The sequence below is a fragment of the Streptomyces diversicolor genome, assembly GCF_057537855.1.
This window is the reverse complement of record NZ_BAAJXA010000015.1, coordinates 24469-49335: the sequence shown is the minus strand read 5'-3', so window position 1 is coordinate 49335 and position 24867 is coordinate 24469. Positions and strand designations below refer to the sequence as shown.

Below are 24867 nucleotides of genomic sequence, written 5' to 3'. Positions count from 1 at the left end.
TCTACCCCCGGGTCAGTGCGGGCCGGCTCGCCGGGAATGCCTCGATCTCCGCGCGGAGGTCCCGGGCGACGACCGCCGTCCGCGCGGGACTGGCCATCAGCGCATGCCGGACCCGCAGCGCGGAGACGACGATCCCGTTGTTGCGGTGTGAGGACGGCAGGTTCAGCACCGGACGGATCGCATCCGCGGTCCCTTCGATGTCGCCGCCGAAGAGACGGATCAGGGCGAGGTCGCACTGTGAGCCCGCGAGATCGCCGAAGGCCCAGTTCGGGGAGCTGGGATCGCTGAAGCCCAGCACGGCCTGTTCCGCCTGCGCCGCGAGCTGCGCGTCACCGTGGCCAAGGAGCGCTTCCGACTCGACCGCGTAGTAGAGCTGCTTCTCCGGCGCGTACGTGAACAGTCCGCCGAGCTGGTCGAGGTCGTCGTGGACGACACGCTCACGCCGATCCGCAGCGGCCTGGTTCACAGTGCGCACGGTCTCCTCGTCGCCGAGGACCGCGGCGGCGCGGGCCTGAAGGCCGAGCAGCCACAGGCCGACGGTGCCGCGGAGGTTCGCCGCGGTCTCGGCTCCCTGGCTCGCGTAGTGGAATGCGTCCTCGGGTTTGTCCGCCCAGTACGCGATCAGCGACTTGAGTCCGTCGGTGAGGGCGATGAGTCCGGCGTGTTCCGCGTCCCTGGCACACGAGGCGGCGACCCGGGTCATGGTCATGGCTTGATGCGGCACCTCCATGTCGTTGAAGCCCTTGGCGACGAGGAACGACAGCACGGCGCCCTTGACATACAGGTCGCGCAGTTGGGAGGGACGCACCCGGCCTCCTTCGAGGAGGCGGAACACCTGCTCCTGGGTCTCAAGAAGGTCGGGCCAGATCATTGACAGAGGTTCGCGAGGGTACGCGGTGACCAAGCGCATCACTTCGTCATCGAGCAGGCCGAGTGTGTCTTCGCCCACCGTCTCGCGGTCTTTCCCAAGGAGGAAGTCCTTCGCGCGCTGCACAGCCATCGCGCCCGTCCTTTTCATCTCGGTCAGGTCCACGCCAACGTCGGCATGGTGTGGTGTCGGTGACGCGTCGGCGAGCGGAACGAAGTTCGGAGTGCTTCCTTCGAGCACCTCGGTCCACAGGTCGTCGATGCTGTACCCCAGCATTTCGACGATGACCGGACGGAAAGCCCGCTGTGGCTTCCTGCCTTCGTAGAACCATCCCTCCACCGTCTTTGACGCCGGGTCAGCGTTCTCCAGGCCGAGCCTTGCGGCGGCCTGTCTGTAGAGCGGAAGGACGTCCTCGGGTGTTCGTATGCCGCGCGCCTCAAGGATGTACCGGAAGAACAACAAGGCCCCTGCCTCCCATCCCGTTCGCTAGCACGTCACTGCCATGACGGTAGAACGCCGTCCCCGTCAAGTTGCCCCGTGCAGACGGTACTTACTGACTCCGAGGGAAGTCCGGGGAAGTTCCGAGGGGTGCGGTCAACTTCGTGTCAGAACCCGGGGGCGGTCTGGGGGTAGAGCCGTCTGCGCGCGATTGCAACGCTCGTAGCAACCCTCACTGAGAGTGCATGACCGAGCACAATCGTGGACCAGGGAGCCCCCACATGCCCCCAAGAGCTGCCGGATCAATCAGCCTGCTAGAGGCAACCCCACCCGAGAAGGCGATAGGGGCTGTTCTGCCGGCCTTCGGCATAGCAATCCGCTCCGAGCCGTCGAGTGTGCAGGCCGCCCGACGCGTCACGCGGGCATGGGTCCGCTCCCAGTGCCAGATGCCCGACGACGACATCGATGCCGTCCTGATCGTGGTCTCAGAGCTATGCGCCAACGCGGTACAGCACGGACGATGCCCGTCGATCGACGTGCGGGGCTGGATGCCGGCTCCAGATGAAGTCCGTTTCGAGGTCTACGACTGGTCGCCCGCCCCCATCCCTCAGCTGCACCACGTCGACCACGAGGCGGAAAGCGGTCGCGGTTTGCTCCTCGTGGACCTGCTGATCACGGAGCTTGGAGGTTCGTGGGGTTTCAGCGACGACGGCACCTGTGCCTGGTGTCACCTCAGCCTACTCAGGGAGGGCAGGTGACCGTCTCGGTCCGGCGCTGGACTCGCGCTGTGACGCCATGGACCCCGCCGCCGGACAGCGCCACCCTCACGAGGGTGCTGGACCGGTTCCGTACGTGGCAGACGTACGGCGGCGGCGTCTGCGTGCTCGTCTGATGCGCATGCAGCCGGACAGTCCGCGGGGTCAGTTCTTCTACGGGCTGGTCCTGGCCGTCCTCATGGGCGCCCTCGTGGCCGGTATCGGCCGCTGACCCGATGACCGGCTCCGGTCGCTCACGCCCCAGGGGGCGACCGGAGCCCCCAGGCTCCCGCCGGCTTCCCGCTCCCGACTCTCCCCAGCGGGGGCCGGCGGGCCGCCACCCTCTTCTCAACACAGGAAGGTTCTCGATCGTGTTGCCTCCGGCACCGCCAGGCGTCGTCCCCTACATCGCCGGATGGAGTGAGGAAAGGCTCCTGTCGTGTCCGATCGTCCGCCGCCGCATGGCCCCGGGGATCGCGTACGCGGATGAAACCCCGTACGACCGGGACAGCTTCGGCGTGCTGTGGGCCCGGTACGCCCTGCGGCCCAAGCGGCGCCGGGGCAGCCCACAGCTCCGCAACGTCCACCCCTACCGGCAGCGCCGCGCGATGCTGAACATGATGTGCCAGGTGTGCTCCCGCACGCCGCCGGACCCGCATGGTCCGCATCTGTTTCTCCTGCGGGACAGCGTCGGCGCGATCCGGGAAGGGGAACGGACCACGAGCCCGCCGGTATGCGTTCCCTGCGCCGGAATCTCCATCCAGCTCTGTCATGCCTTGCGGGGTGGGCGGTTCGTGGCGGCGTGGGCGAGGCGTGTGCCCGCGTGGGGTGTGGTCGGTCCCCTTCACCATCCCGTGACGCTTCAGCCGATCCCGGGGGGTCATATGGAGCAGGTGAAGTACGGGTCGGAGTGGGCTCCTTGGGTCCGTGCCGCCCGCACCATGGTGGAGCTGCGCGAGGTGACACCGGCGGACCTCGACCGCGAGTTCGCAGCCCTCGGACGCGACCGCCTGGAAGAGGAGTTCGCCCGGATCGCAGCACTGGCGGCGGTCGCCTGACGGACCGGGCCGGCCCCACCACACTCGTGCCTCACCGTGGAGGAACGGCCCATGCAGCACGTCCCGCGCGCCGGTGGCCGGCCGGGTGAGGGTCCAGCCGCGCAGCCCGCGCCCCACGCTCACCGACCGCGAGCGGGACATCCTGGCGCAGCTCGCGCAGGGCCTCGGCAACCGGGAGATCGCGCGTGCCCTGTTCATCAGTGAGGCCACGGTGAAGACGCATCTCAGCCGGATCTACTACAAGCTGGGCGTGGACACCCGGGCGGGTGCGGTGGCCGTGGCGAAGGAGCGGCGGCGGCTGCCGTGAGGGCCGCCGCGGTGCGGATCCGCGGGCGTGACACCATCGCACCCGTGCTCGACATCGGCTACGCCCTCTCCCTGCGCTTCCCGGACCCGCCGCAGACGGACTACCGGCGGGCGGACGTCCACGCGCTGCGCCACGACCTGTTCTGCGGGGACGTCTATCTCGCGGACACCGAGACGGACCGGGAGCTGTCCACAGCCTGGGGATGGGTTCCGGTGCTGGACTTCGCGTGGGCGCTGTGCGACATCGTGGAGCGGCTGGACCGGGACCCGGCGGGCTCGCGGGCGTCGAGGCCGCAGCGGGCGGAACTGGACTTCACCGAGTCGACCGACCGCATGCTCTTCGAGCGCCGCTTCGGCTGGGTGGACATCGAGGCCGACTGGATGCCGGCCGAGGAGCCCCCGCTGTCCTTCTCCCACGCCGAACTGCGCCGTGAGGCACGGGACTTCCTGCACGACCTGCTCGCCGACCTGACCGACCTGCACGAATCCCTGGCGGAGAACCCGGCCGTGTGGACACTCCAGGCCCGCTTCCCCCGGATGCCATGAGCCGACCTGGGCCCGCCCACGGTCACAGCCCCCGAGGCCACGGCCCCGTGACGGACCCCCTTGGTGGGACCCGAGGCCGGCCTCTGTGATCGAATCCGCCGTAGTCGAATCCGCCGTGGTCGGCTCCCCCGTAGTCGCCGACCCGTGGTCGGGTCCGCCGTGGTCGGGTCACCCGTGACGGAGGCCCCGTAGTCGCCGACCCGTGGTCGGGTCCGCCGTCAGTCGGATCCCCCGCGGTCGGATCCCCGTGACGGAGGCCCCGTAGTCACCGACCCAGCAGTCGGGTCCCCCCGTGACGGAGGCCCCGTGGTCAGGTTCCCTGGGGGAGGCCCCGACGGCGGGGGCCGCCCCGGCGGAGGCCGTCCGGTCAGTCCTGTACTCGGATGCCCAGTTGGGCCGCCAGCACCGGTGCCAGGTCCAGTAGTTGACCGGTGCTGAGGACCGCGCCGGACAGCCGCTCCACGCCACGGGCGATCTCCAGCGTGACGGCGCCGCGCAGGTCGACGTCCGTGAGGGTGGCACCGCCGAGGTCCACGCCCTTCAGCGTGCAGTCGACGAACTCGACCCGTTCCAGACGGGCCCCGCCGAAGTCCGGTTCGACCAGGACGCAGTTCTCGAAGACGACGTCCTTGACTCTGGCCGTGCGCAGATTGAGGTAGTCGATCTTGCCGCCGCGGACCAGGACCCGTTCCAGGACCGCGCCGTGCGCCTGGGTGCCGCCCAGGCGGGCGTCCAGCAGTTCGACGTCCCGCAGGGTCGAGTCGGCGAGGTCGGTGCCGACGCCCCGTATCCCGGTCAGCGCGGTGTCGAGGATCCGGGCTCTGCGCAGCCGCGTCTCGTCGAGGACGCATTCCGTCAGCGCGCAGTCCATGAAGCGGGCGCCCCCGCCGTCCTGGCCGGTCAGGTCCGCCTCCCTGAACTCGACGCCGTCGTAGTCGCCGTCCGGCCGCAGCCCCCCTCCGTCGTACGGCGCCAGCGGCGGCAGCCGCAGTTCGGGGCGGCGCGCCGCCCGCACCCCGGTCCGGCCCGGCCCACCGGACCCGCCGGTGCCCCCAGTCGTTTTCCTCGCCATGCCCTCATCCTGCCGCACGCCTCTGACAATCCCCCCTGACCTGCGGCGATGCCATCTTTGTCCGCCCCCATGTCACATTCCGGGCGCCTTCACCCGTCCTGTTGTCGAACGCCAAGAACGTCGAACGCCAAGAACGTCGAAGGCCCAGAACGCCCAGAACGCCCAGAACGTAACCGCAGGGCCGTCCCGGCCCGAGGGAGGACCCACCCATGCACCGCATCACCGTCATCGGCGGCGGCCTCGCCGGGCTCACCGCGGCCGTCGCCGCCGCGGAGGCAGGCACCAAGGTCACCGTCCACGAAGCCCACCACACCCTCGGCGGGCGGGCGCGGACCGCCGAGGGACCGTACCGGACGAACGAGGGCCCGCACGCCCTGTACAGCGGCGGCCCGCACTGGGCGTGGCTCAAGCGGCGCGGACTGCTCGGGCCGATCGCCCCGGTCCCGCCGCGGGCGGCGGCCCGGCTGCGGCTGCGCCACCGCGGTGTGCTGCGCCGCACCCCGCCCTTCGCGATGCTCAAGCTGCTGCGCCCGGGCGCCCCGAAGGCCCCCGTCGACCGGGACTTCCTCGGCTGGGCGACGGCCGTCGCGGGCGAGGAGGGCGCCCTGGCCGCCGCGCACTACTGCGCCGTGGCGCTCTTCCACCACGACCCGGGCGCGCTGTCCGCCGCCTTCGTACAGGAGCGGCTGCGCCGTGCCACCCGGCTGCCGCCGGAGGCCCACTATCCGCGCGGAGGCTGGGCGAGCGTCATCGACGGGATGGCCGCGCGCGCCTGGAACCTGGGGGTGCGGATGGAGACGCTTTCCCGCGTCGACACCGTGCCGACCGACACGCCCGTGATCGTCGCAACCTCCCTGGACGCCGCCCGCGGACTGCTCGGCGACGACTCGCTGGCCTGGCCCAGCGGGTGCACGGTCCTCGTCGACATGGCGGTGCGCACCCGGCGCGGCGACGCCTTCGCCGTATCGGACCTCGACGCGCCCGGCTGGATCGAGCGGTTCACCGCCGCGGACCCGTCGCTCGCCCCGGCCGGTGAACAGCTGATCCAGGGGCAGATCCCGATCAGGCCCGGCGGGTCACGGGCGGACGGCGTCGCCCGCGCCGAGCAACTGCTCGACCTGGGCTTCGACGGCTGGCGGGAACGGGTGACCTGGCGGCGGGACGCCGTCGCACGGGGCCGTACCGGCGCGGTCGACCTGCCGGGCACCAGTTGGCGGGACCGGCCCGCGATCGACCGCGGGGACGGCGTGTACCTCGCCGGTGACCAGGTCGCGGCGCCGGGTGTGCTGTCGGAGGTGTCCTTCAACAGCGCCCTGACCGCCGTGTCGCTGGCGCTCGGCCGGCGTGCGCTCGACCTCAGGCGCGCTTGACGTCAAGCGCGCTTGAGGTTGAAGGGTGGGCGGCGAGAAGACACCGCAACGCCTCACGGGGGGTCCCATATGCACGCCGTTCGCCTGCACTCCTTCGGCCCGGCCGAGAACCTGGTCCACGAGGAGGTCGCCGATCCCGTGCCGGGGCCGGGCCAGGTCCGTATCGCCGTGGCCGCGGCCGGGGTCCACCTCCTCGACACCGCGCTGCGGCAGGGGCACCTGGGCCCGCTGCCCGAGCCGCCCGCCCTGCCCACGGTGCCCGGACGCGAGGTGGCCGGTGTCGTCGAATCGCTCGGCGAGGGGGTCGCCGATGAGTGGCGCGGCCGACGCGTGGTGACCCACCTCGGCTTCGCGCCCGGCGGCTACGCGTCACTCGCCGTCGCGGACGCCGACCGGGTCCATGAGATACCGGAGAACCTGGACTTCGCCGAGGCCGTCGCCATGATCGGAACGGGCCGTACGGCGATGGGGATCCTGCAGTTCACCGAGCTGGGCCCGGACTCGGTGGTCGTGGTGCCGGCGGCGGCGGGCGGCATCGGCACGCTGCTGGTGCAGTACGCGCGCCACTCCGGCGCGACGGTGATCGGGCTCGCGGGCGGGCCCGAAAAGGTCGCGCGGGTGCGGGCGAACGGCGCCGATCTCGCCGTCGACTACACGCAGGCCGGCTGGCCGGAGAAGGTCGGCGCGTTCCTGGGCGGGCGGCGGGCCACGGTCGTCTTCGACGGGGTGGGCGGTGACGTGGCCCGGGAGGCGGTCGCGCTGCTCGGGGACGGCGGGCGGCACATCGTCTTCGGCTGGTCGGCCGAGGGCATCGGCGCCGGTGGCCCGTACCTCGTAGAGGGAGTATCCGAGCAGGTGCTCGGCCCGGTGATGCTCGGCCGGGCGGGCGGCACCGACCCGATGCGCACGCTGGAGCTGCGCGCGCTCGCCGAGGCGGCCGCGGGCCGCATGCGGCCCGCCGTCACCCGCTTCCCGCTCACCGCGGCGGCGGCCGCCCACCGAGCCCTGGAGACCCGCGCGACGATCGGCAAGGTGGTCCTGGAACCGTGACCCCGGCCGGGCCCCGCACCCAACCCGAACCGCGACCCCGGCCACGGGCCCGCGCCCGAACCGGAACCGCACCCTCGGCGAGGGGCCCGCGCCCGAACCGGAACCCACCCCCGGTCACGGGCCCGCGCCCGAACCGGAACCGCACCCCCGCCAGGGGCCCGCGCCCGAACCAGAACCACGCCCCGGTCACGGCCCGCGCCCGAAGGGGCGCGGGGAACTGCGCGACCAGCCACGACGGCGCCGCGGCTGACCGACGGAGCCGCAGCTGCCCCACAGCGCCGCAGCCGACCGCCGCCGCAGCTGACCGGCGCCGCAGCCGACCGCCCCCGCAGCTGACCGGCGCCGCAGCCGACCGTGCTCATGCGCGGGCGTCAGCCCCGGAAGGCGGTCAGTGTCTCCTTCGGGTTCCATGCCTTTCCCCGGCCCCTGGCCAGCGGATAGCAGCCCAGGCCGACCAGGACGGACAGGAAGTGCCCGAAGTCGGTGAAGGTGGCGCCGGTGACGAGCGGCACCAGCACGATCGCGAGCACGGCCGCCAGATACGGATACCGCCAGGGCGCCGCGATCCGGTAGGTGAGCACGCCGACCACGCCGGCCAGCGCATAGCTCACGCCGATGTCGAGGGTGTCGACGGCCCGCTGCGGTGCGGCGCCCTCCCGGATGGCGTTCAGCAGCGTCAGCTCGCTGATCAGCGTGGCCAGCACATGGGCGGCGACGCACACCGCGAGCCAGCGCAGGGTGCCGAGCCAGCGTTCGGCCTGGGCGTGGAAGACCGTGTACAGGGCGGCGTACGGCAGCCAGTGGCCGCTGTCGATCCACATCGCGCTGCTGATCAGCACCCGTACCGGGTCCCGTGACAGCTCGTGGATGTTGGTCGAGCGCTGCCGCAGGAACTCCCGCTCGAAGGCCGGGGACATGTAGTGCAGGGCGACGGTGGTGACGAACAGGATCAGCAGCCAGACGTAGGTCCCCGGGGCGCCGCGCACATAGAGCGCCGCCGCCCTGAGCCGGCGCCGAATTCGGATGACCCGGTTCACACCCGTCAGTATGGTCGGCAAGGTGATCGAAGTGCCTGGCGAGCTGGCCGCCTCACAGGAGAAGTTCAACGGGGAGGCGGGGCGCGCGTTCGTCGCGGACCTGCCGCGGCGGGCCGCGGAGTTCCTGCGGCGGTGGGAGCTGCGGATCGACGGTCCGGCCATGTACGGGGTGTGCGCGCTGGTCCTGCCGGTGGTCCGCGCCGACAGCCGGCCGGCCGCGCTGAAGCTCCAGCCGCTCGACGAGGAGAGCGCGGGCGAACCGCTCGCCCTGCGGGCCTGGGACGGCGACGGGGCGGTGCGGCTGCTGGAGCACGACGAGCCGACCTGCACGCTGCTGCTGGAACGGCTGGACGAGGGCCGCACGCTGGGCGACGTGCCGGACGCCCGGGCGGCCGTGCGGGTCATCGGCGCGCTGCTGGCCCAGCTGACGGCGCGGCCGGCCCCGCCGGGGATGCGGCGGCTCGGGGACATCGCGCGGCTGATGCTGGAACAGGTGCCGTGGGCCCTCGGCCGCGTCCCGGACCCGGCGGACCGGCGGCTGGTGGCGGACTGCGCGGCGGCCGTGCGGGAGGTGCTGGCCGAGCCCGGCGACCGGCTGCTGCACTGGGACCTGCACTTCGAGAACGTGCTCGCGGCGCGGCGGGCCGACTGGCTGGCCATCGACCCCAAGCCGCTGGCCGGCGACCCCGGATTCGAACTGCTCCCCGCCATCGACAACCGCTACGACCCGGCGGAGACCCACTGGCGCTTCGACGCGCTGACCGACGCCCTGGGCCTGGACCGGGAGCGGGCGCGGGCCTGGACGCTGGGGCGGGTGCTGCAGAACTGTCTGTGGGAGCTGGAAGACGGACGGCCGCTGGAGACCGTGCAGTTGGAGATCGGGCGTGCACTGCGCGGATGACACGCCGCCGGATGGACCATCCGCCCTATTCATCAGCTAATCAGCCATAGCGTACTGGATATGACGAAATGCCATATCGCGTATCTGGCCTGCGCCGCCGCGCTCGCCGGTGCGGCGCTCGGTGCCACCACTCCGGCCGACGCCGCCCCCACGACCCATGTGGTCCGCCCGGGCCAGTCCATCCAGAAGGCGGTCGACGCCGCCCGGCCCGGTGACACCGTCCTGCTGACCCCCGGCAGCTACCGCGAGAGCGTCACGGTGAGCACGCCCGGAGTGACCCTGCGCGGCATGGGCCAGGGCACGGTGCTCCAGCCGTCCAGGCAGAAGGCCACGACCGAATGCGCCGAGCGCGGCAACGGCATCTGTGTGATGGGCACCAGGACCCGCAGCCTGGAGGGCGTCACGGTCGCCGACCTGACCGTGACCGGCTTCCCCAAGGCCGGTGTGTTCGGCATGGGCACCGACGGGATGACCGTGAGCAAGGTGTACGCCGTCCGCAACGGCGTCTGGGGCATCGCCCAGCAGCGGTCCGTGCACGGCGTCTTCCGGCAGAACTACGCCAAGGAGAACGGGGACGCCGGCCTGTTCCTCGCCAACACCGTCACGGCCGAGGAGGGCGCCCAGGACACCGGGGGCGCGCTGGTCGAGAGCAACCGGCTGGAGGGCAACCGCATCGGCGTCACCGTACGGCGGCTGCGCAACCTCACCGTGGCGGACAACTACGTCACCGGCAACTGCGTCGGCATGTTCGTCGTCGGCGACGAGAACAAGCCGCGGGCGGGCGCCCTGACCGTGCGGGACAACCGGATCACCCAGAACAACAGGTCCTGTCCGAAGACCGAGCGGCTGCCCGGACTGCAGGGCTCCGGGATCGTGCTGACCGGCGCCGAGGACACCCTGGTCACCCGGAACCTGGTCACCGGGCACGCGGGCCGGTCACCGCTGTCCGGCGGCATCGTCCTGTTCAAGAGCTTCGTGGGCGTCACCAGCGAACGGAACCGGATCAGCGACAACCTGCTGGCGGACAACGCCCCGGCGGACCTCGTCAACACGGACCCCGGCCGGGGCAACGCGTTCAGCGGCAACTCCTGCCGGGCCTCCAAGCCCTCGGGCATGTGCTGACCGGCGGCCACCGCATCCCGTAGCCCCCACACGCCCGACCCAAGGAAGGAAGGCGCGCATGACGACCGCAACCTCCGCCAAGCCGTCGGTCCCGCACAAGACGGGGGGACCGGCGTCCCCGCCGCCGTCCATGCGGCTGAGAGAGCTGGTGTTCGGCGCCGCGTGTGCCGCCGCCGTCCGGGCCGCCGCCCGGCTGGGCGTCGCCGACGCCCTCGGGGACTCCCCCATGGCCGTGGCGGACCTCGCGGCCGCGGTGCGGACCGAACCGAAGCCGCTGCGCCGGCTGCTGCGGGCCCTCAGCTGCTACGGCGTCTTCGAGGAGCGACCGGACGGCACCTTCGCGCACACCGGCATGTCCCGGCTGCTGCGCGCGGACGACCCGAACAGCCTGCGCGACATCTCCCTGTGGTGCACCGAGCCGTGGACCTGGGACGCCTGGCCCCGGCTGGACGAGGCCGTACGCACCGGCCGCAACGTGGTCGAGGACCTGTACGGCAAGGAGTTCTTCGCCTACCTCAACGAGGACGCCCCCGAGTCGGCGGACGTCTTCAACCGTGCGATGACCACGTCGAGCGAGCAGTCGGCGCGGGACGTGGCCGCCCTGCTCGACCTGTCCGGCAGCGCCTCGGTGGCGGACGTCGGCGGCGGCCAGGGCCATGTGGTGGCGAGCCTGCTCGACAAGTACCCCTCGATGCACGGCAGTCTGCTCGATCTGCCGCGCGTGGTGGACAACGCCGTGCCGCGACTGCGCGCGGGCGGCGACCTCGCGGACCGGGTGCGCATCGTGCCCGGCGACGCCCGGGTGGCGGTCCCGGTGAAGGCCGACGTCTACGTCATCAAGAACATCCTGGAGTGGGACGACGAGAGCACGGCACGGCTCCTTGGCAACGTCATCGGCGCGGGCGGCCCGGGCACCCGGGTCGTGGTCATCGAGAACCTTGTCGACGACACCCCCTCGATGCGCTTCAGCACCGCCATGGACCTGCTGCTGCTGCTCAACGTCGGCGGGGCCAAGCACACCACGGACTCCATGGTGAGCAGGCTGACCTCGGCCGGCCTGGTCGTCGACGACATCCGCCCGGTCAACCCCTATCTGGACGCGTTCGACTGCCACGTCCCGGGCTGAGCCGGATGGCGGCGCGCCGACGCGGACCCGCTTCCGCCGGTGCGGGTGAGGACGGCGGTATGCCCGTACGGCCCCGACCGCCGACGACGCCAAAGAGGACAACGGCATACCCATACGGCCCCGACCGCCGACGATGCCAGTGACGACGGCGATATGCCCGTACGGCCCCGGCCGCCAGCGATGCCAGAGAGGACAGCGATATGCCCGGACGGCCCCGACCGCCGACGATGCCAAAGAGGACAGCGGTATACCCATACGGTCCCGACCGCCGACGATGCCAGTGAGGACGGCTGTATGCCCATGCGGTCCCGGCTGCCGGCGGTGCGGGCGTGGGCGTCGGGGGACGGCGGTGGGTCCCACCCCCGGCAGGGCCGCACCGTCCGACCGGGCCACGGCCGGGCAATGCGGTGCGGGGTGTCGGGCCGATGTGCCTCCCGTGCGGGCGGCACCCGGCTCCGGGGGTCTGCTCGACAACCCCTGCCGCGGCCGGGCGGGGAGGGCGGCGGCACCGGCGCACACGGACACCGGTCGCCGGGCCCGCGGCAGCGCGGGCCCGGCGACCGGTGTCCGTGGGGGGCGGCAGGCTCAGTCGCGCTCCCACAGGTAGAAGCGCTGCGCCATGGCGTCCTTCGGGGAGCGCCAGGTCTCGGGGTCGTACGCGCTGACGTACGCCGACAGCCGCTCGCTGATGTCCCGGAACTCCGGGTGCCCGGTGACCTTGGCGATGGCCGGTCCGGGCTCGCGCTCGGACTCGACGAGATGCATGTAGACATCGCCGAACTGGAAGAGGCTGCGCCGGACGACCCCGACGAGGTGCGGCAGCTCTCCCCGGTCGGACTCCTCGAACACCTTGGCGATGTCGGGGGCGGAGCCCGGGGCCATGCGGGCGACGATCAGGGCCTGGTGCATCGGATGCGTCCTTCCGTGCTCAGTCGGCCAGCGCGGCCGCGGACCGCTGCCCGGCCGCGGCCTTCTCGATCCTGTCCCGGATCAGGGCCATCTGGATCTTGGAGTTCCGGTTGATGTTGTCGGTCATCCAGTCGTCGTCGACCGGGGCGTCCGGCTTCATCGTGAAGTCCTGGGTCCACACCATCCGGGTGCCGGCCGGGACCTGCTCGTAGCGCCAGTGGATGTCCATGTGCGCGAACGGCCCGGTCTCGACCCGGCGGGCCTTGACGGTGAGCGATTCGCGGTCCGGCTCGCGCTCGGAGATCCAGCTCCACACGACGCCCTTGTCGTCCGGGTGCATGGTCAGCCGGAACGTCGTCTTCGCGCCCTCCCGGGAAAGGATCTCGACCGACGCGTACTCGCTGAACAACTGCGGCCAGTTCTCCAGGTCGTTGGTCATGTCCCAGACGAGGTCCAGGGGTGCGGCGATGGTGATCTCGTTCTGCGTGTGTCCTGCCATGTCAGGCTCCTGCCATAAGGGTGCTGTTGACGAGGTCGAGGAACTGCCGGGGCGTCTTGCAGCGCTCCGCGTCGGGCGGCATCGGGGTGCCGTGCCGGTTCTCCAGCTCACCCACGATGCCGAGCAGGCCCAGCGAGTCGACGCCCAGCGCGTCGAAGCCGGTGTCGGACCGCTGCTCCAGCTCCTGCGGGGCGACGGTGACCCCGGCGGCCTGCTTCATGAGCCCGGACAGCTCTTCCACGGTGATGTGGGCACTCATGCGTTGTTCTCCTTCTCTCCGGGAGGTGCTGTGAGACGGCCTCGGTAGGAGGCGTCAGGTTCTTCAGACCCCTTCGCCGGCGCCGCGCCTGAGCACCAGCGCCGAGTTCGACCCCATGAGCCCCCGGCTGAGGACCAGCGCCGTACGCAGTTCCACGGCGCGGGCCCGGCTGGTCACGAGGTCCAGGTCGTGGCAGACGTCGAACACATTCGGGGTGGGGGGGATCAGACCGTGCTCCATCGCGAGCACCGCAGCCGCGGTGTCCAGCACGGGTGCCGCGCAGTAGCCCCGGCCGATGCCCGTCTTGGGCGCGGTGACGGGCACCCGCGCGGCGTGCCCGCCCAGCGCGTCGGCGATCGCCAGCGCCTCGGCGCGGTCCGCCTCCGGCACGCCGAGCGCGTCGGCGAAGACCACGTCGATCTCCTCCGGCGCACAGCCGGCCTCGTCCAGGGCGCCCCGGATGGCCTGGGCGAGACCCGCGCGGGACTCCGCCCAGCGGGAGGCGCCGGTGAACGTCGCCGCGTGCCCGGCGAGCAGGGCGCGCAGCGGCGCACCGCGCTCCCTGGCCGACCGCTCCGCCTCCACCACGACCATGGCGCCGCCCTCGGCGGGCACGAACCCGGCCGCCGCCGCCGTGAACGGCAGGTAGGCGCGGGCCGGGTCCTGGACGGTGCTCAGCTCCTCGTAGCCGAGCTGGCACACCATCGAGTACGGCGCGAGCGGCGCCTCGGTCGAGCCGGCCACGACCGCGTCGGTGCCGCGCTGCACCGCCCGCGCCGCATGGGCGAGGGCGTCCAGGCCGCCCGCCTCGTCGGCCGCGACGACCGAGCACGGTCCCTTGAAGCCGCGGCGGATGGAGATCTGACCGGTGGAGGCGGCGTAGAACCAGGCGATGGACTGGTACGGGCCGACGAACCGGCTGCCCTTGCCCCACAGTCGCTGCAGCTCCCGCTGGCCGAACTCACCGCCGCCGGAACCGGCCGCGGTGACCACACCGATCGAGAACGGCGCGTCGGCGGTGTCGGCGGCGCCGAGCCGGGCGTCGTCCAGCGCGAGGTCGGCCGCGGCCATCGCGTAGTGCGTGAACCGGTCGGTCTGGACGAGGTAGCGCTCCTCGACCGCCGCCGCCGGGTCGAAGGCGCGGACCTCGCCGGCCACCTTCAGCGGCAGGTGCTCACAGCCCTCCCGGGTGATCCGGTCGAGGACGCTGCGCCCCTCGTGGGTGGCCTTCCAGAAGGTGTCGGTGGTGGTTCCGTTGGGTGCGACGACACCGATTCCGGTGATGGCCGCGCGGCGTTCGCGGGGTGCGCTCATCGTGTCCTCTTCCTTACTCCCGGGGCCGGGTCAGGATCACCGCGGACTGGAAGCCGCCGAACCCGCTGCCCACGGAGAGCACGCTGCCGAGCGAGCGCTCGCGGGCGACACGGGGGACGTAGTCCAGGTCGCACTCGGGGTCAGGGGTCTCGTAGTTGGCGGTCGGCGGTACGACCTGATGGGCCAGGGCGAGCACGCAGGCCACGACCTCGATCGCGCCGATCGCGCCGAGGGAGTGCCCCACCATGGACTTGATGGAGCTCATGGGCGTCTGGTAGGCGTGCGCTCCCAGGGCCCGCTTCACGGCGGCCGTCTCGTGCCGGTCGTTCTGCCGGGTGCCCGAGCCGTGGGCGTTGACGTAGTCGATGGCCGTGGGGTCGAGCCGGGCGTGGTCGAGGGCGTCCTCGATGGCCCGGGCCATCTCCAGGCCCTCGCTGGTCAGGCCGGTCATGTGGTAGGCGTTGCCGTAGGTGGCGTAGCCGCTCAGTTCGCAGTAGACGTGGGCGCCTCGGGCCCGCGCGTGTTCCAGTTCCTCCAGGACGAGCACCGCGCCGCCCTCGCCCATGACGAATCCGTCACGGTTGTTGTCGAAGGGCCGGGAGGCGTGTGCGGGGTCGTCGTTGTTGGGGGACGTGGCCTTGATCGCGTCGAAGCACGCCATGGTGATCGGTGAGATCGGCGAGTCCGAGGCACCGGCTATGCAGATGTCGGCCCGGCCCTCCTCCACGGTGTGGAAGGCGTACCCGACCGCGTCGAGCCCGGAGGTGCAGCCCGTGGAGACGGTCTGCACCGGACCCTGTGCGCCGAATCGTTCCGCCACCGCCGAGGCGAGCGTGCTCGGCGAGAACGCCCGGTGCAGCTGCGGCTCCGCCTCCCGGTGGTCCACGTCCCAGTGCTGCCCCCGGTGGCTGACCAGGACGTAGTCGTGTTCCAGGCGGGTGGTGCCGCCGACCGCGGTGCCCAGGGAGACCCCGACCCGCCAGGGGTTCTCCCCGGCCAGGTCGAGTCCCGAGTCCCGTACGGCCTCGTCACCGGCGACCAGCGCGAACTGTATGTACCGGTCCGCCCGTTCGACCTGCTCGGCGTCCAGCCCGTGCGCCGCCGGATCGAAGTCGCACTCGGCGGCGATCCGGGACCTGAGGCCCGCCGGGTCGAAGAACGTGATGCCACGCGTCGCCGTGCGGCCGGCCGCGAGCAGATCCCAGAAGGCCGGTGCGCCGATGCCGCCCGGGGCGACGATGCCTATGCCGGTGACCGCCACGCGCCGGGTCATGAAGGAACCTTCCCCGCGTCGGCCGCCTGACCGGCGCCCGCCGCGACCGCCTCGGTGGTGACGGCTGCGGCGCCGATCACCTCGGTCTCCTCCGTGTCGACATGGCCCAGCTGCGGGCGCGGCGCGAGCGGACCGAGGTGGAAGACGATCCGGGCCTCCACCTTGCCCACATTGCGGAAGCGGTGCCGCATGTAGGCGGGGATCATCAGCCCCTGCTCGGGCCGCAGCGCGTGCGCCTCGCCGTCCAGGTCCGCCTCCAGCTGACCGCAGACGACATAGACGAACTCCTCGGAGTAGGGGTGGTAGTGCTCACCGATGCGGTCGCCGGGCTGCACGATGGCCACGCCCATGAAACCGCTGGTGGCGCCCACCGTGGCCGGGGTGAGCATGGCGCGCAGATCGCCGCCGCGCCGGACGTTGGGCTCGACCTCGCTGAGGTCCACGATTCTGGGACGGGGTTTGATCACGACGTTCCTCCGTTGGTGTGCTGCGGCGGGATGAGGGGCGTGGCCGCGGAACGGGCCACGCCGGATCGGGCCGCCGGGTCAGGCGTTCGAACGGCGGTCGGTGACCAGGGTCATGGGGGCGGCCTCGCCGGCGAGGAGCGACTTCAGCTCGGCCGCGTGCGCCGACGGGGGCACCACGGGCTGGACACCGCTCTCCTCGCGCAGGTCGAGCAGCCGCACCACGACGTCGTCGCGCTGGAAGATCGTGCTGCGCAGCACCGGGCTGGTCGGGTCCTCGGCGATCATCTCGTCGTACTGGGCGAGCAGTTCGGCCAGCCGCATGCCGCGGCCGGGCACCGCCGGGTAGTACAGGGCGCACCGCTCGCCCCAGGCCATCGCGTCCGTCGTCACGTGGTGCACGGCCGGCAGAGCCGCCCGGGTGAAGAAGATCCGCGCCGACTCCTGGTCGTTGAGGTCCCGGTCCTGCTCCAGGTACGGGTTGATGGCCTCCTCGACCGCGCGGATCTCGGGCTGCCGAGCCACGTGCCGCAGTGCCGCGAGCAGGTCACCGCGTACCTCGATGGCCCGCACCACCCGGTTGCCGTGCATGAACAGGGAGGTCCGGCACAGCCGGGTGCTGTCGTCGACCCGCGGCTCGGGCGAGCGGTAGTCCGCGAGGATCTTCCGGACCTTCTCCTCGCTGCCCGGCCGGACCGTGAAGGTCAGCGCGTGCCGGATCAGCCCGTCACCGATCCGCGGCGCGTTCTGGAGCCGGCGGTGCGGCGACCGCTCGACGCCCACGCCGGTCTCCCGCACGACGTGGAAGCGCAGCGAACGGGTGTCCCGGACGCAGCCGTGCAGCGGCTTCACCATCTCCACGTGTTCCTCGCTGTTCACCCAGTCGAGGAACGGCGGGGCGCTCTCCCACTCGCTCGTGATGAGCCATTGGGAGGGATTCTCGATGGACTGGCAGAGTTGGTCGCTGACGTGGCCGGGCACGGACGCAACCTGGTTGCACAGTTTCTCGTACGCCTTCAGGAACTGCTGCTGGGCTCCGTCATAGACGTCCACCAGCAGGACGACCCGCAGCCGGGAGCCGTCGAACACGGACTGGGAGACTTTCGACACCTGTCGTGTCAGCTCTTCTGACACACGTTCAGCCATGATGGTCATCTGCGTACATCTCCTTCGCGTGCAGATGCGGACGCCCGCCGATGATGACGCGACGTCAGCGTTCCTTGATCCTGTGCCGGTCCCCACAAGCGCGCGACTCGTATGAACCACGCGGGTGATGGGCGCCGCGAAGACGCCACGAGCCGCCCGCCAAGGGCTGTGAACCACGCGGGTGATTGGGAGGGCCGAGACGCACCGAGCCGCCCGCAGAGGGCATGGAAAATCACAGGCGCCCCATCGGCGCACCTCTGCTCATGGAGACTCCGATGCATCAAAAAGCCAACCACCGGATTCCCGTCCTCATCGTGGGCGGCTCTTTGGTGGGCCTGTCCATGTCCCTGTTCCTGGGCCGCCTCGGTGTGCCGCACATGCTGGTCGAGCGGCACTCCGGGACCTCGGTCCATCCACGCGGACGGGGCAACAACGTACGGACGATGGAACTGTTCCGGGTGGCCGGCATCGAACCGGACATCAAGGCCGCGGCCTCACTGCTGGCCGACAACCACGGCATCCTGCAGGCCCCGACGCTGGTCGGGGACGCGGGAGAGTGGCTGTTCAAACAGATCGACCCCGGTGGCGGGCTCGCCCGGCTCAGCCCCACCGCGTGGTGCCTGTGCAGCCAGAACGACCTCGAACCGGTACTCCTTCACCACGCCCGCGCACTCGGCGGCGACCTGCGCTACTCCCACCGGATGGAGTCCTTCGAGCAGGACGCCGAAGCGGTGACGGTCACCGTCCTGGACCGCACCACCGACGAGCGGTACACGGTCCGCGCGGACTACCTGGTCGCGGCGGACGGCCCGCGCAGCCCGGTGCGCCGCCACCTCGGCATCGAGCAGTCGGGACCCGGCGACCTGTTCGCCAACGTCAGCGTCACCTTCCGTTCCAAGCTGCTCGCCGACGTGGTCGGCGACCGGCACTTCATCTGCTGCTACCTCAACAACCCAGAAGCCGACGGCGCGTTGCTGCCGATCGACAACCGGGAACGCTGGGTCTTCCACGCACCGTGGCATCCGGAGCGCGGCGAGAAACTGGAGGACTTCACCGAGGAACGCCTCCAGCGGCACATCCGGCGGGCCGTCGGCGTCCCCGAACTCGATGTGGACATCACCGGAAAGGCGTCGTGGCGCGCGGCCGAACGGGTCGCCGACCGGTTCACGTCCGGCCGGGTGCTCCTCGCCGGTGACTCCGCCCACGAGATGTCCCCCACCGGGGCGTTCGGCTGCAACACCGGTGTCCAGGACGCCCACAACCTGGCCTGGAAGCTGGCCGCGGTGCTGGACGGCTGGGCCGGTCCCGGACTGCTGGAGACCTACGAGACCGAGCGCCGCCCGGTGGCCCTTACGACCAGCGCCCGCGCCTCCGCCCGCTCGGTCGAGCACAGCCACCCCGGCTTCGTCCCGGGCCCCGGCGTCGGCGGCGGCCGGCGCGGCGGCATCCTCAACGTCGTCCTCGGCTACCGCTACCCGCAGGGCGCCGTCGTCGGCGCCGACCCCGAACAGCCCGTCGTGCCCGAGGAGTTGCGCCTGGCCGGACAGCCCGGCAGCCGCGCCCCGCACCTGTGGCTGCGCCGCGCCGGCGAGCGGATCTCCACCATCGACCTGTACGAGCGCTCCCTGGTCCTGCTCACCGACGCCCCGGACGACGCGGGCTGGCACACCGCGGCCCGCCGGATCGCCGAGCAGGACGGCGTACGGCTCGACGCCTACCGGATCGGCCCGGGCGCCGACGCGGACCTGACGTACGACACGGAGAGCGCCGCAGGACCGGTCGACTGGACGCGGCTGCACGGCACGACGGCCGACGGTGCCGTCCTGGTGCGGCCGGACGGGTTCGTGGCCTGGCGGTCCTCCTGCGCGGTGCCGGACCCGGAGGCAGAACTGCGCGGCGTCCTCAGGGAAGTCCTGCGCACGGGCTGAGACGGCGGCACCGGCAACACCGGTGGCACGAGGGCCACCCGCGCCGCAAGCGCGCGGGTGGCCCTCGTCGATCGGGGAGCAATCCGGAGCGGACCGGCCGGGCCGCGAGCGGCCGGCCATCGCCGCGGGGGCGACATCGCGGTCGAGGTCCGCGACGGCGACACCCAGGGCGACTGCCGGGCGGGCCGCCCCGCAGAGGCGACCGCGGGCGCCGGACCACCGCCGCACTCCGGCCGCGGCGGGGACGGTCCGGATGTGCCCGGGTGAGTGGTGGCCGCCGCGCGCGACGTGGTGCCCTCTTGCCTCGGTGGGAGAGCCGAGCTGCCCGTGATCGCCGGCACCCGGTCCTGATGCCCAGGTGACCGGCGTTCGGCGGACGAGGAATGCGGCGGTGTCGAAGCGGACGCCGCGGCCGCTGCGCATACCCCGGCCGACCTGAGGCCGACCGGCTCAGGCTCGGGCTCGGGCGAGGGCGGGTATCAGGCGTAGCGCGTTGTCCCGGTTGATGCCGCGGAGTTGATGGCCGGCGATGGCCGGGTCGCTGTCCAGAGCCGGTGCCGCGACCTCGGAGACGATGTGGGCTGAGGTGGGCGGCCAGTCGGTGCCGTAGAGGATCCGGTCGGGGTCGACCGTGGCCATGAGGGTGGGGGTCGACGACGGGGACATGGGGCCCGCCGTGTCGTAGTAGAAGCGGTGCAGGTAGTCGCGTATCCGGGACGGTTCGATCTCGGGGGTGAGGTGATCGCTGAGGAGTTCCAGGCGGGTGGCCATGTAGGGGAGGAAGCCGCCGCCGTGCGGGAGGACGAAGGTGAGGTCGGGGTAGCGGTCGAGGACGCCGTTGAGGATGAGGTTGATCCCGGCGCGAGTCGTGTCCATGAGGAAGTCGCACATGAACGGCGGCAGGCCCGGCACGCCCGCCCCGTCGGCGCCGCCACCGGGTACGTCCATCGGATGCGTGCTGATGACCGCCGAGCGGTCGTTCAGCTCGGCGAGGAGACGGTCGTGGGAGGGGTCGCCGAGATAGACACCGCCCGCGCTGGTGCGTGTGCTCACCCCGACGGCGCCGAGGTCGTCGAGGCCGTACTTCAGCGACCAGCTCGACAGGTCGAGGTCGTCGAGGAAGACCGGCGTGAAGAAGGTGAAGCGGGTGGGGTGGGCGGCGGCGACTTCCGCCGCCGCCTGCAACGCGACCCGTGCGCTCTCCTCTCGCTTGCCGCGCTCCTGGATGCGGCCGAGCATGGCCACGGTCATGACGGTGGTGCCGATCCCCGTGCGGTCCATGAGGGCGAGCGCGGAGTCGAGGTCCCAGCGGGTCCACCAGGGCAGCCGGTCGCGCCGTACCAGACCCTGCGCCTCGGCCCAGTCGAGCCAGGCGGGCGCGGTGAAGTGGTGGTGGACGTCCACTCGGGAGGTCCGGGCGTCGTCGTCGGCCGGACCGGACCCTGCGGGGTGAGTGGGGTGAGTCGATATCACAGTGGGGCCTTTCTTCGTTCAGAAACGGCGTTCGGGTGGAGGCGCTCAGCCGCGCCCGTCGGATGTCGTCGCCAGCGGCTGCTCCGTCGCGGTCGTCCGCCGCGACTTGGCCACGGCGTCCGGCGGCGTCTCGCGGCGAAGCACCGTCAACAGCGTGTCCGCGAGGGCCCGTTCCGGGTCCGCCACGAGCCCGGGCGACCGCCATGCCACGAAGCCGTCGGGGCGTACCAGGACGGCACCGGACTCCGCCGTGCCGTGCAGCGCCGCCCAGTCGGCCCCGTCCTCGGGGACCAGGTCGTGGTCCGCGCCGACGACGTAGCCCTCCACCGGAACGCCCAGGCGTGCGGCGACATCGCGGGCCGCGGTGCGCCATGCCTCGCCTCCGGGGCCGGTGAGGACGACGAAGGACCGTTCGTAGAGGTCCAGGGTGGAGATCCGCCGGCCGTCCCGGGCGGTCACCCACATATGGGGAGCGCGGCTCCCGGGGGCGCCGCCCAGCTCGAACTCGGCGGGCACGATCGCGGCGTCCGGGTCGGCGCCGACGACGGCGCCCGACGGGTAGCGGTAGCACAAGGCCACGGTCAAGGCGTCGGCCGGATCGTCCTTGCGCTTCTCCGGGGTGTACCCGGGGTGCTGTTCCTCGCCCGCCTGGAACAGGGCGCGGGCGGTCGTCGCGAACGCGACCGGCCGACGCTCCGTCTGATACGTGTCGAGCAGCCCCGGCCCGGCCCAGCCGCGCAGGACGGCCGCGATCTTCCAGGCGAGGTTGTGGGCGTCCTGGATACCGGTGTTGGAGCCGAACGCACCGGTGGGGGGCATCTCGTGCGCCGAGTCACCGGCCAGGAAGACCCGGCCCTCGCCGTAGCTGTCCGCCACACGGTCCGCGGCGTGCCAGGGTGCCTTGCCGGTGACCTCGACATCGAGGTCGGGGACGCCCGCCGCGGCGCGGATGTGGGCGACGATGCGCTCGTCGGTGAAGTCGTCCAGCGTCTCGCCCTGGTCCCGGGCCCAGGGGGCGTGGAAGACCCATCGCTCGCGGTTGTCCACCGGCAGCAGGGCACCCTCGCCGGCGGGATCGGTGACGTAGCAGACGACGAAGTGCCTGTCGCCGACGACGTCCTGCAGCTTCTTGCTGCGGAACGTGATGCTCACGTTGTGGAACAGCGCGCCCGGTCCCGTCTGGGTGATGCCCAGCCGCTCGCGCACCGGGCTGCGGGGCCCGTCGGCGGCCACGAGGTACTGGGCGTGCACGATGCGCGTCTCGCCGCTGTCACGGTCCCGTACCTCCGCGTGCACCCCTTCGGCGTCCTGGGTGAAGGAGACCAGCTCGGTGCCGAAGCGGATGTCGCCGCCGAGGTGGCGGGCGTAGCGCAGAAGGACGGGCTCAAGGTCGTTCTGGCTGCACAGACACCAGCCGGACGAGGTGATCTGCGACAGGGCCGGACCCGTGTCGATCGCCTTGACGATCCACCGGCGGTCGCCGCCGCGGAGCGTGCTCACCTGGAGGACGCCGTCGTTCCCCGCCAGGGCGCTCGCCGCGGCGCGGATGTCCTGCTCGACGCCCGCGGTCCGGAACAGCTCCATGGTGCGCAGGTTGTTCCCACGGCCGCGAGGGTGCGTGGATGTCGCGGCGTGACGCTCGACGAGAAGGTGCTCGACGCCGAGGCGACTGAGAAAGACTGACGTGGACAGGCCCACCAAGGAGCCGCCTACCACCAGAACGGGTACGGATTCCACGGCCCGTTTGCTCATCGACTGATCCCCTATCAACTTTCGTCATCGTCTGTCGTCCGAACCCGAACACCCCGAGGCCCCGGACAACGGCGGCTCAGGGGGTTTCCGATCGGCACCAACTTTTCGCCCGCTCCAGGGGCCCCGCACCTTCTGTTGCTCCGATCGCCACGCCGCGTCCCCGCGCCGCTCCGGACGGGTTAAGAACGTTTGCTGGCGGCGGCCCACCGGGAACCGTCGAGGCCATGACGCAAACACCCCTGCACACCGAATCCGGACCCACGGACCCCGTGGCCGCCGCCTCCCGGTGCACACCCGAATTCCGCGCCAACCCGCACCCCGTGTACGCGGAGTTGAGGGAAACCGCCCCGGTGTGCCCGCTGAAGCCACCGCACGGCGTGGACACCTACCTGATCACCCGCTACGACGACGCGCGCGCCGCGCTGGCCGACCCGCGGCTGAGCAAGGACATGTACGGCGCCCTCGACGCGTACCAACGCATCTTCGGCGACTCCTCCATCGCGCTCGACGACAACATGCTGTTCTCCGACCCGCCCAAGCACACCCGGCTACGGCGGATCGTGCAGGGCGCCTTCACACCGCGCCGGGTGGAGTCGCTGCGCCCGCGCATCCAGCAGGTCACCGAAGACCTGCTGGAGCGCTGCCCGACCGACGCGTCCGTCGACCTGCTCCCGAACTTCGCGTTCCCGCTGCCGCTCCAGGTCATCTGCGAACTCCTCGGCGTGCCGGAGGACGAGCGCGAGCGCGCCCACCAGTGGGCGGTGACCGTGGCGAAGACCGGATTCGGCCCGGAGGCGAAGAAGGCACTGGAGGAGGCCGAGGGGAAGCTGCGCGACCTCCTGGTCGACCTCGTCGCGCGCAAGCGCAGCACGCCCGGCGACGACCTGATGAGCGCGCTCATCGCGGCCCAGGACCAGGACGGCGCCCTGACGGACCATGAGCTGGTCTCGACGGCGTGGGTGCTGTTCTTCGCGGGCCACAAGACCACCGCGTACCTCATCGGCAACGCCGTGTACCACCTGCTCTCGAAGCCGGACCAGCGCCACGCGGCCCTCGCGGACGCCGAGGCCCTGAAGCAGGCCGTCGAGGAACTGCTGCGGTACGAGGGGTCGGTGGAAAGCTCCACCTTCCGCCACGCCACCGAAGACATCCCGATGCGCGGTGTGGTGATCCCCAAGGGGGCCCTCGTCCAGATCGCCCTCACCGCCACGAACCGCGACCCGCAGGTGTACGCCGAGCCCGACCGGCTCGACGTCACGCGCACCGGAAGTCAGCCCCACCTGGCGTTCGGGCACGGCCCCCACTACTGCATCGGAGCGCCGCTGGCCCGCCTGGAGATGCACATCGCGCTCACCACGCTGTTCCGCCGGTACCCCGAGATCACGCTGGCCGTGCCCCCGCACGAGGTGCGCTGGCTGACCGTGCCCTTCCCGGCGTTCCGCGGACTCGCCGAGCTGCCCGTGGTGCTCGATCCGGAGCGGATCGCCGGCTGAACGCAGCGCCGGCCGGCCGGCTCCGGGCGGTGGCGGACGGGCGGCCGGGTACGCGGCGGCACCCGAGCCGGACCCGCGGGCCGTCACGCGGCGTGGAGGACGGCAGGGACGGCACGGGACGGCACGGCCCGACGCCGTCCCGCGCGGCGGGAGAGCCGCCGATCCCGCCATCGCGCAGGGCGCCGTGACCTCCGTGCGGAGGAGTTCGAGGCAGACGGCCGGTTCCCGCGGCGCAGGGAGCGAAGCCGCAGGTGCGCTCGTACGGTTTCCCAGGTCCCCAGCCGGTAGGAGAGCCGGCCCGGCAGCTCCGCGCCGGTCGTTGCCCGGAGCCCGCACGCCGGGCGCGGAAAGCCACCCTCGACGACCGCCACCGCATGCCACCGGCCCCGGGTCGGGCACAGCCTGTCGCCGGCACGCAGGAAATTTCTGGCCCGTCTGTTGGAGGCTCCCAACGAAGCGGACAGCCGGGACGGCGGCGGACCTAGTGCCGCAACAGGCAACGTTCGCCCCGTGGCGACGCCCTGCACGCACTCTCGCCGCACCGGCCGAAGGCCCAAGTACGAAGGGGACGGGGAGTCCGGCACGCAGGATATTTCTGGCCCGTCTGTTGGAGGCTCCCGCACGGTCCGCATCTGAGCGCGCGGCTCTGGTGGTGCATCCGCTCACCCGCCGCGTACGCGAACGGCCCCGGACGCGGAGTCCGAGGCC

22 protein-coding genes and 1 pseudogene are annotated in these 24867 nt (G+C 72.0%); 11 read left to right on the top strand and 12 right to left on the bottom strand.

Translation table 11 applies throughout. The annotated features are described in order from the left end of the window. Position 1: 1 nt before the first annotated feature. Positions 2-1330 (bottom strand): hypothetical protein, encoded by a 1329-nt coding sequence (locus AC27LF_RS19220; RefSeq protein WP_479657513.1) that lies wholly within the window; start codon positions 1328-1330, stop codon positions 2-4. Between the two features lie 221 nt (positions 1331-1551). On the opposite strand from AC27LF_RS19220, the gene AC27LF_RS19215 reads away from it, so the two are divergent. From AC27LF_RS19215 to AC27LF_RS19200, 4 genes and pseudogenes are all read left to right on the top strand, one after another. After that, entirely contained in the window at positions 1552-2064 is a 513-nt protein-coding gene (locus AC27LF_RS19215; protein WP_479663358.1) for an ATP-binding protein, read from the top strand. Between the two features lie 458 nt (positions 2065-2522). Further along, positions 2523-3119: a hypothetical protein gene (locus AC27LF_RS19210; RefSeq protein ID WP_479657514.1), complete on the top strand. Its 597-nt coding sequence runs from the start codon at positions 2523-2525 to the stop codon at positions 3117-3119. 55 nt (positions 3120-3174) lie between these two features. Next, a pseudogene (locus tag AC27LF_RS19205) lies at positions 3175-3426 on the top strand (response regulator transcription factor); the annotation flags it as partial. Between the two features lie 44 nt (positions 3427-3470). Beyond that, positions 3471-3971: a hypothetical protein gene (locus tag AC27LF_RS19200; RefSeq protein WP_479657554.1), complete on the top strand. Its 501-nt coding sequence runs from the start codon at positions 3471-3473 to the stop codon at positions 3969-3971. 367 nt (positions 3972-4338) lie between these two features. On the opposite strand, the gene AC27LF_RS19195 is transcribed toward AC27LF_RS19200, so the two are convergent. Further along, a complete protein-coding gene (locus tag AC27LF_RS19195; protein WP_479657515.1) occupies positions 4339-5043 on the bottom strand; it encodes a pentapeptide repeat-containing protein in 705 nt (234 codons plus the stop codon). A 209-nt stretch (positions 5044-5252) separates the two neighbouring features. On the opposite strand from AC27LF_RS19195, the gene AC27LF_RS19190 reads away from it, so the two are divergent. Both AC27LF_RS19190 and AC27LF_RS19185 read left to right on the top strand, forming a co-directional pair. Beyond that, positions 5253-6413: an NAD(P)-binding protein gene (locus tag AC27LF_RS19190; protein WP_479657516.1), complete on the top strand. Its 1161-nt coding sequence runs from the start codon at positions 5253-5255 to the stop codon at positions 6411-6413. 69 nt (positions 6414-6482) lie between these two features. Further along, entirely contained in the window at positions 6483-7463 is a 981-nt protein-coding gene (locus AC27LF_RS19185; protein ID WP_479657517.1) for a zinc-binding dehydrogenase, read from the top strand. Positions 7464-7834: 371 nt separating this feature from the next. On the opposite strand, the gene AC27LF_RS19180 is transcribed toward AC27LF_RS19185, so the two are convergent. Then, entirely contained in the window at positions 7835-8500 is a 666-nt protein-coding gene (locus AC27LF_RS19180; protein ID WP_479657518.1) for a rhomboid-like protein, read from the bottom strand. A gap of 10 nt (positions 8501-8510) precedes the next feature. On the opposite strand from AC27LF_RS19180, the gene AC27LF_RS19175 reads away from it, so the two are divergent. The 3 genes from AC27LF_RS19175 to AC27LF_RS19165 all read left to right on the top strand — a co-directional run bounded on the left by AC27LF_RS19175 (position 8511) and on the right by AC27LF_RS19165 (position 11649). Continuing rightward, positions 8511-9401, top strand: a complete 891-nt coding sequence (locus AC27LF_RS19175; RefSeq protein ID WP_479657519.1) for an aminoglycoside phosphotransferase family protein — start codon at positions 8511-8513, stop codon at positions 9399-9401. Between the two features lie 60 nt (positions 9402-9461). Continuing rightward, positions 9462-10523, top strand: a complete 1062-nt coding sequence (locus tag AC27LF_RS19170; RefSeq protein ID WP_479657520.1) for a right-handed parallel beta-helix repeat-containing protein — start codon at positions 9462-9464, stop codon at positions 10521-10523. A gap of 130 nt (positions 10524-10653) precedes the next feature. Further along, positions 10654-11649: a methyltransferase gene (locus AC27LF_RS19165; protein ID WP_479657555.1), complete on the top strand. Its 996-nt coding sequence runs from the start codon at positions 10654-10656 to the stop codon at positions 11647-11649. Positions 11650-12234: 585 nt separating this feature from the next. On the opposite strand, the gene AC27LF_RS19160 is transcribed toward AC27LF_RS19165, so the two are convergent. From AC27LF_RS19160 to AC27LF_RS19130, 7 genes are all read right to left on the bottom strand, one after another. After that, complete coding sequence (locus tag AC27LF_RS19160) at positions 12235-12558, bottom strand: TcmI family type II polyketide cyclase (protein WP_404034299.1); 324 nt, start codon at positions 12556-12558, stop codon at positions 12235-12237. 19 nt (positions 12559-12577) lie between these two features. Further along, entirely contained in the window at positions 12578-13057 is a 480-nt protein-coding gene (locus tag AC27LF_RS19155) for an SRPBCC family protein (protein WP_479657521.1), read from the bottom strand. Between the two features lies 1 nt (position 13058). Continuing rightward, positions 13059-13316: an acyl carrier protein gene (locus AC27LF_RS19150; RefSeq protein WP_388713124.1), complete on the bottom strand. Its 258-nt coding sequence runs from the start codon at positions 13314-13316 to the stop codon at positions 13059-13061. Positions 13317-13379: 63 nt separating this feature from the next. Then, positions 13380-14630 carry a beta-ketoacyl synthase N-terminal-like domain-containing protein gene (locus AC27LF_RS19145; RefSeq protein ID WP_479657522.1) on the bottom strand — a complete coding sequence of 417 codons (1251 nt, stop codon included), beginning with the start codon at positions 14628-14630 and terminating at the stop codon, positions 13380-13382. 13 nt (positions 14631-14643) lie between these two features. Then, a complete protein-coding gene (locus AC27LF_RS19140; protein ID WP_479657523.1) occupies positions 14644-15903 on the bottom strand; it encodes a beta-ketoacyl-[acyl-carrier-protein] synthase family protein in 1260 nt (419 codons plus the stop codon). After that, positions 15900-16370, bottom strand: a complete 471-nt coding sequence (locus tag AC27LF_RS19135) for a cupin domain-containing protein (protein ID WP_479657524.1) — start codon at positions 16368-16370, stop codon at positions 15900-15902. The genes AC27LF_RS19140 and AC27LF_RS19135 overlap by 4 nt, the downstream gene beginning before the upstream one ends. Before the next feature lie 78 nt (positions 16371-16448). Beyond that, positions 16449-17522 (bottom strand): SchA/CurD-like domain-containing protein, encoded by a 1074-nt coding sequence (locus AC27LF_RS19130; RefSeq protein ID WP_479657525.1) that lies wholly within the window; start codon positions 17520-17522, stop codon positions 16449-16451. Positions 17523-17788: 266 nt separating this feature from the next. Between AC27LF_RS19130 and AC27LF_RS19125 the strand changes: the two genes are divergently transcribed. Beyond that, complete coding sequence (locus AC27LF_RS19125; RefSeq protein WP_479657526.1) at positions 17789-19441, top strand: FAD-dependent oxidoreductase; 1653 nt, start codon at positions 17789-17791, stop codon at positions 19439-19441. A 450-nt stretch (positions 19442-19891) separates the two neighbouring features. Here AC27LF_RS19125 and AC27LF_RS19120 read toward each other — a convergent pair whose 3' ends face one another. Together AC27LF_RS19120 and AC27LF_RS19115 are read right to left on the bottom strand one after the other, a co-directional pair. Next, positions 19892-20845: an amidohydrolase family protein gene (locus AC27LF_RS19120; protein ID WP_479657556.1), complete on the bottom strand. Its 954-nt coding sequence runs from the start codon at positions 20843-20845 to the stop codon at positions 19892-19894. Positions 20846-20959: 114 nt separating this feature from the next. Further along, positions 20960-22666 (bottom strand): FAD-dependent oxidoreductase, encoded by a 1707-nt coding sequence (locus AC27LF_RS19115; protein ID WP_479657527.1) that lies wholly within the window; start codon positions 22664-22666, stop codon positions 20960-20962. A 224-nt stretch (positions 22667-22890) separates the two neighbouring features. On the opposite strand from AC27LF_RS19115, the gene AC27LF_RS19110 reads away from it, so the two are divergent. Next, positions 22891-24159: a cytochrome P450 family protein gene (locus AC27LF_RS19110; RefSeq protein WP_479657528.1), complete on the top strand. Its 1269-nt coding sequence runs from the start codon at positions 22891-22893 to the stop codon at positions 24157-24159. Positions 24160-24867: the final 708 nt, after the last annotated feature.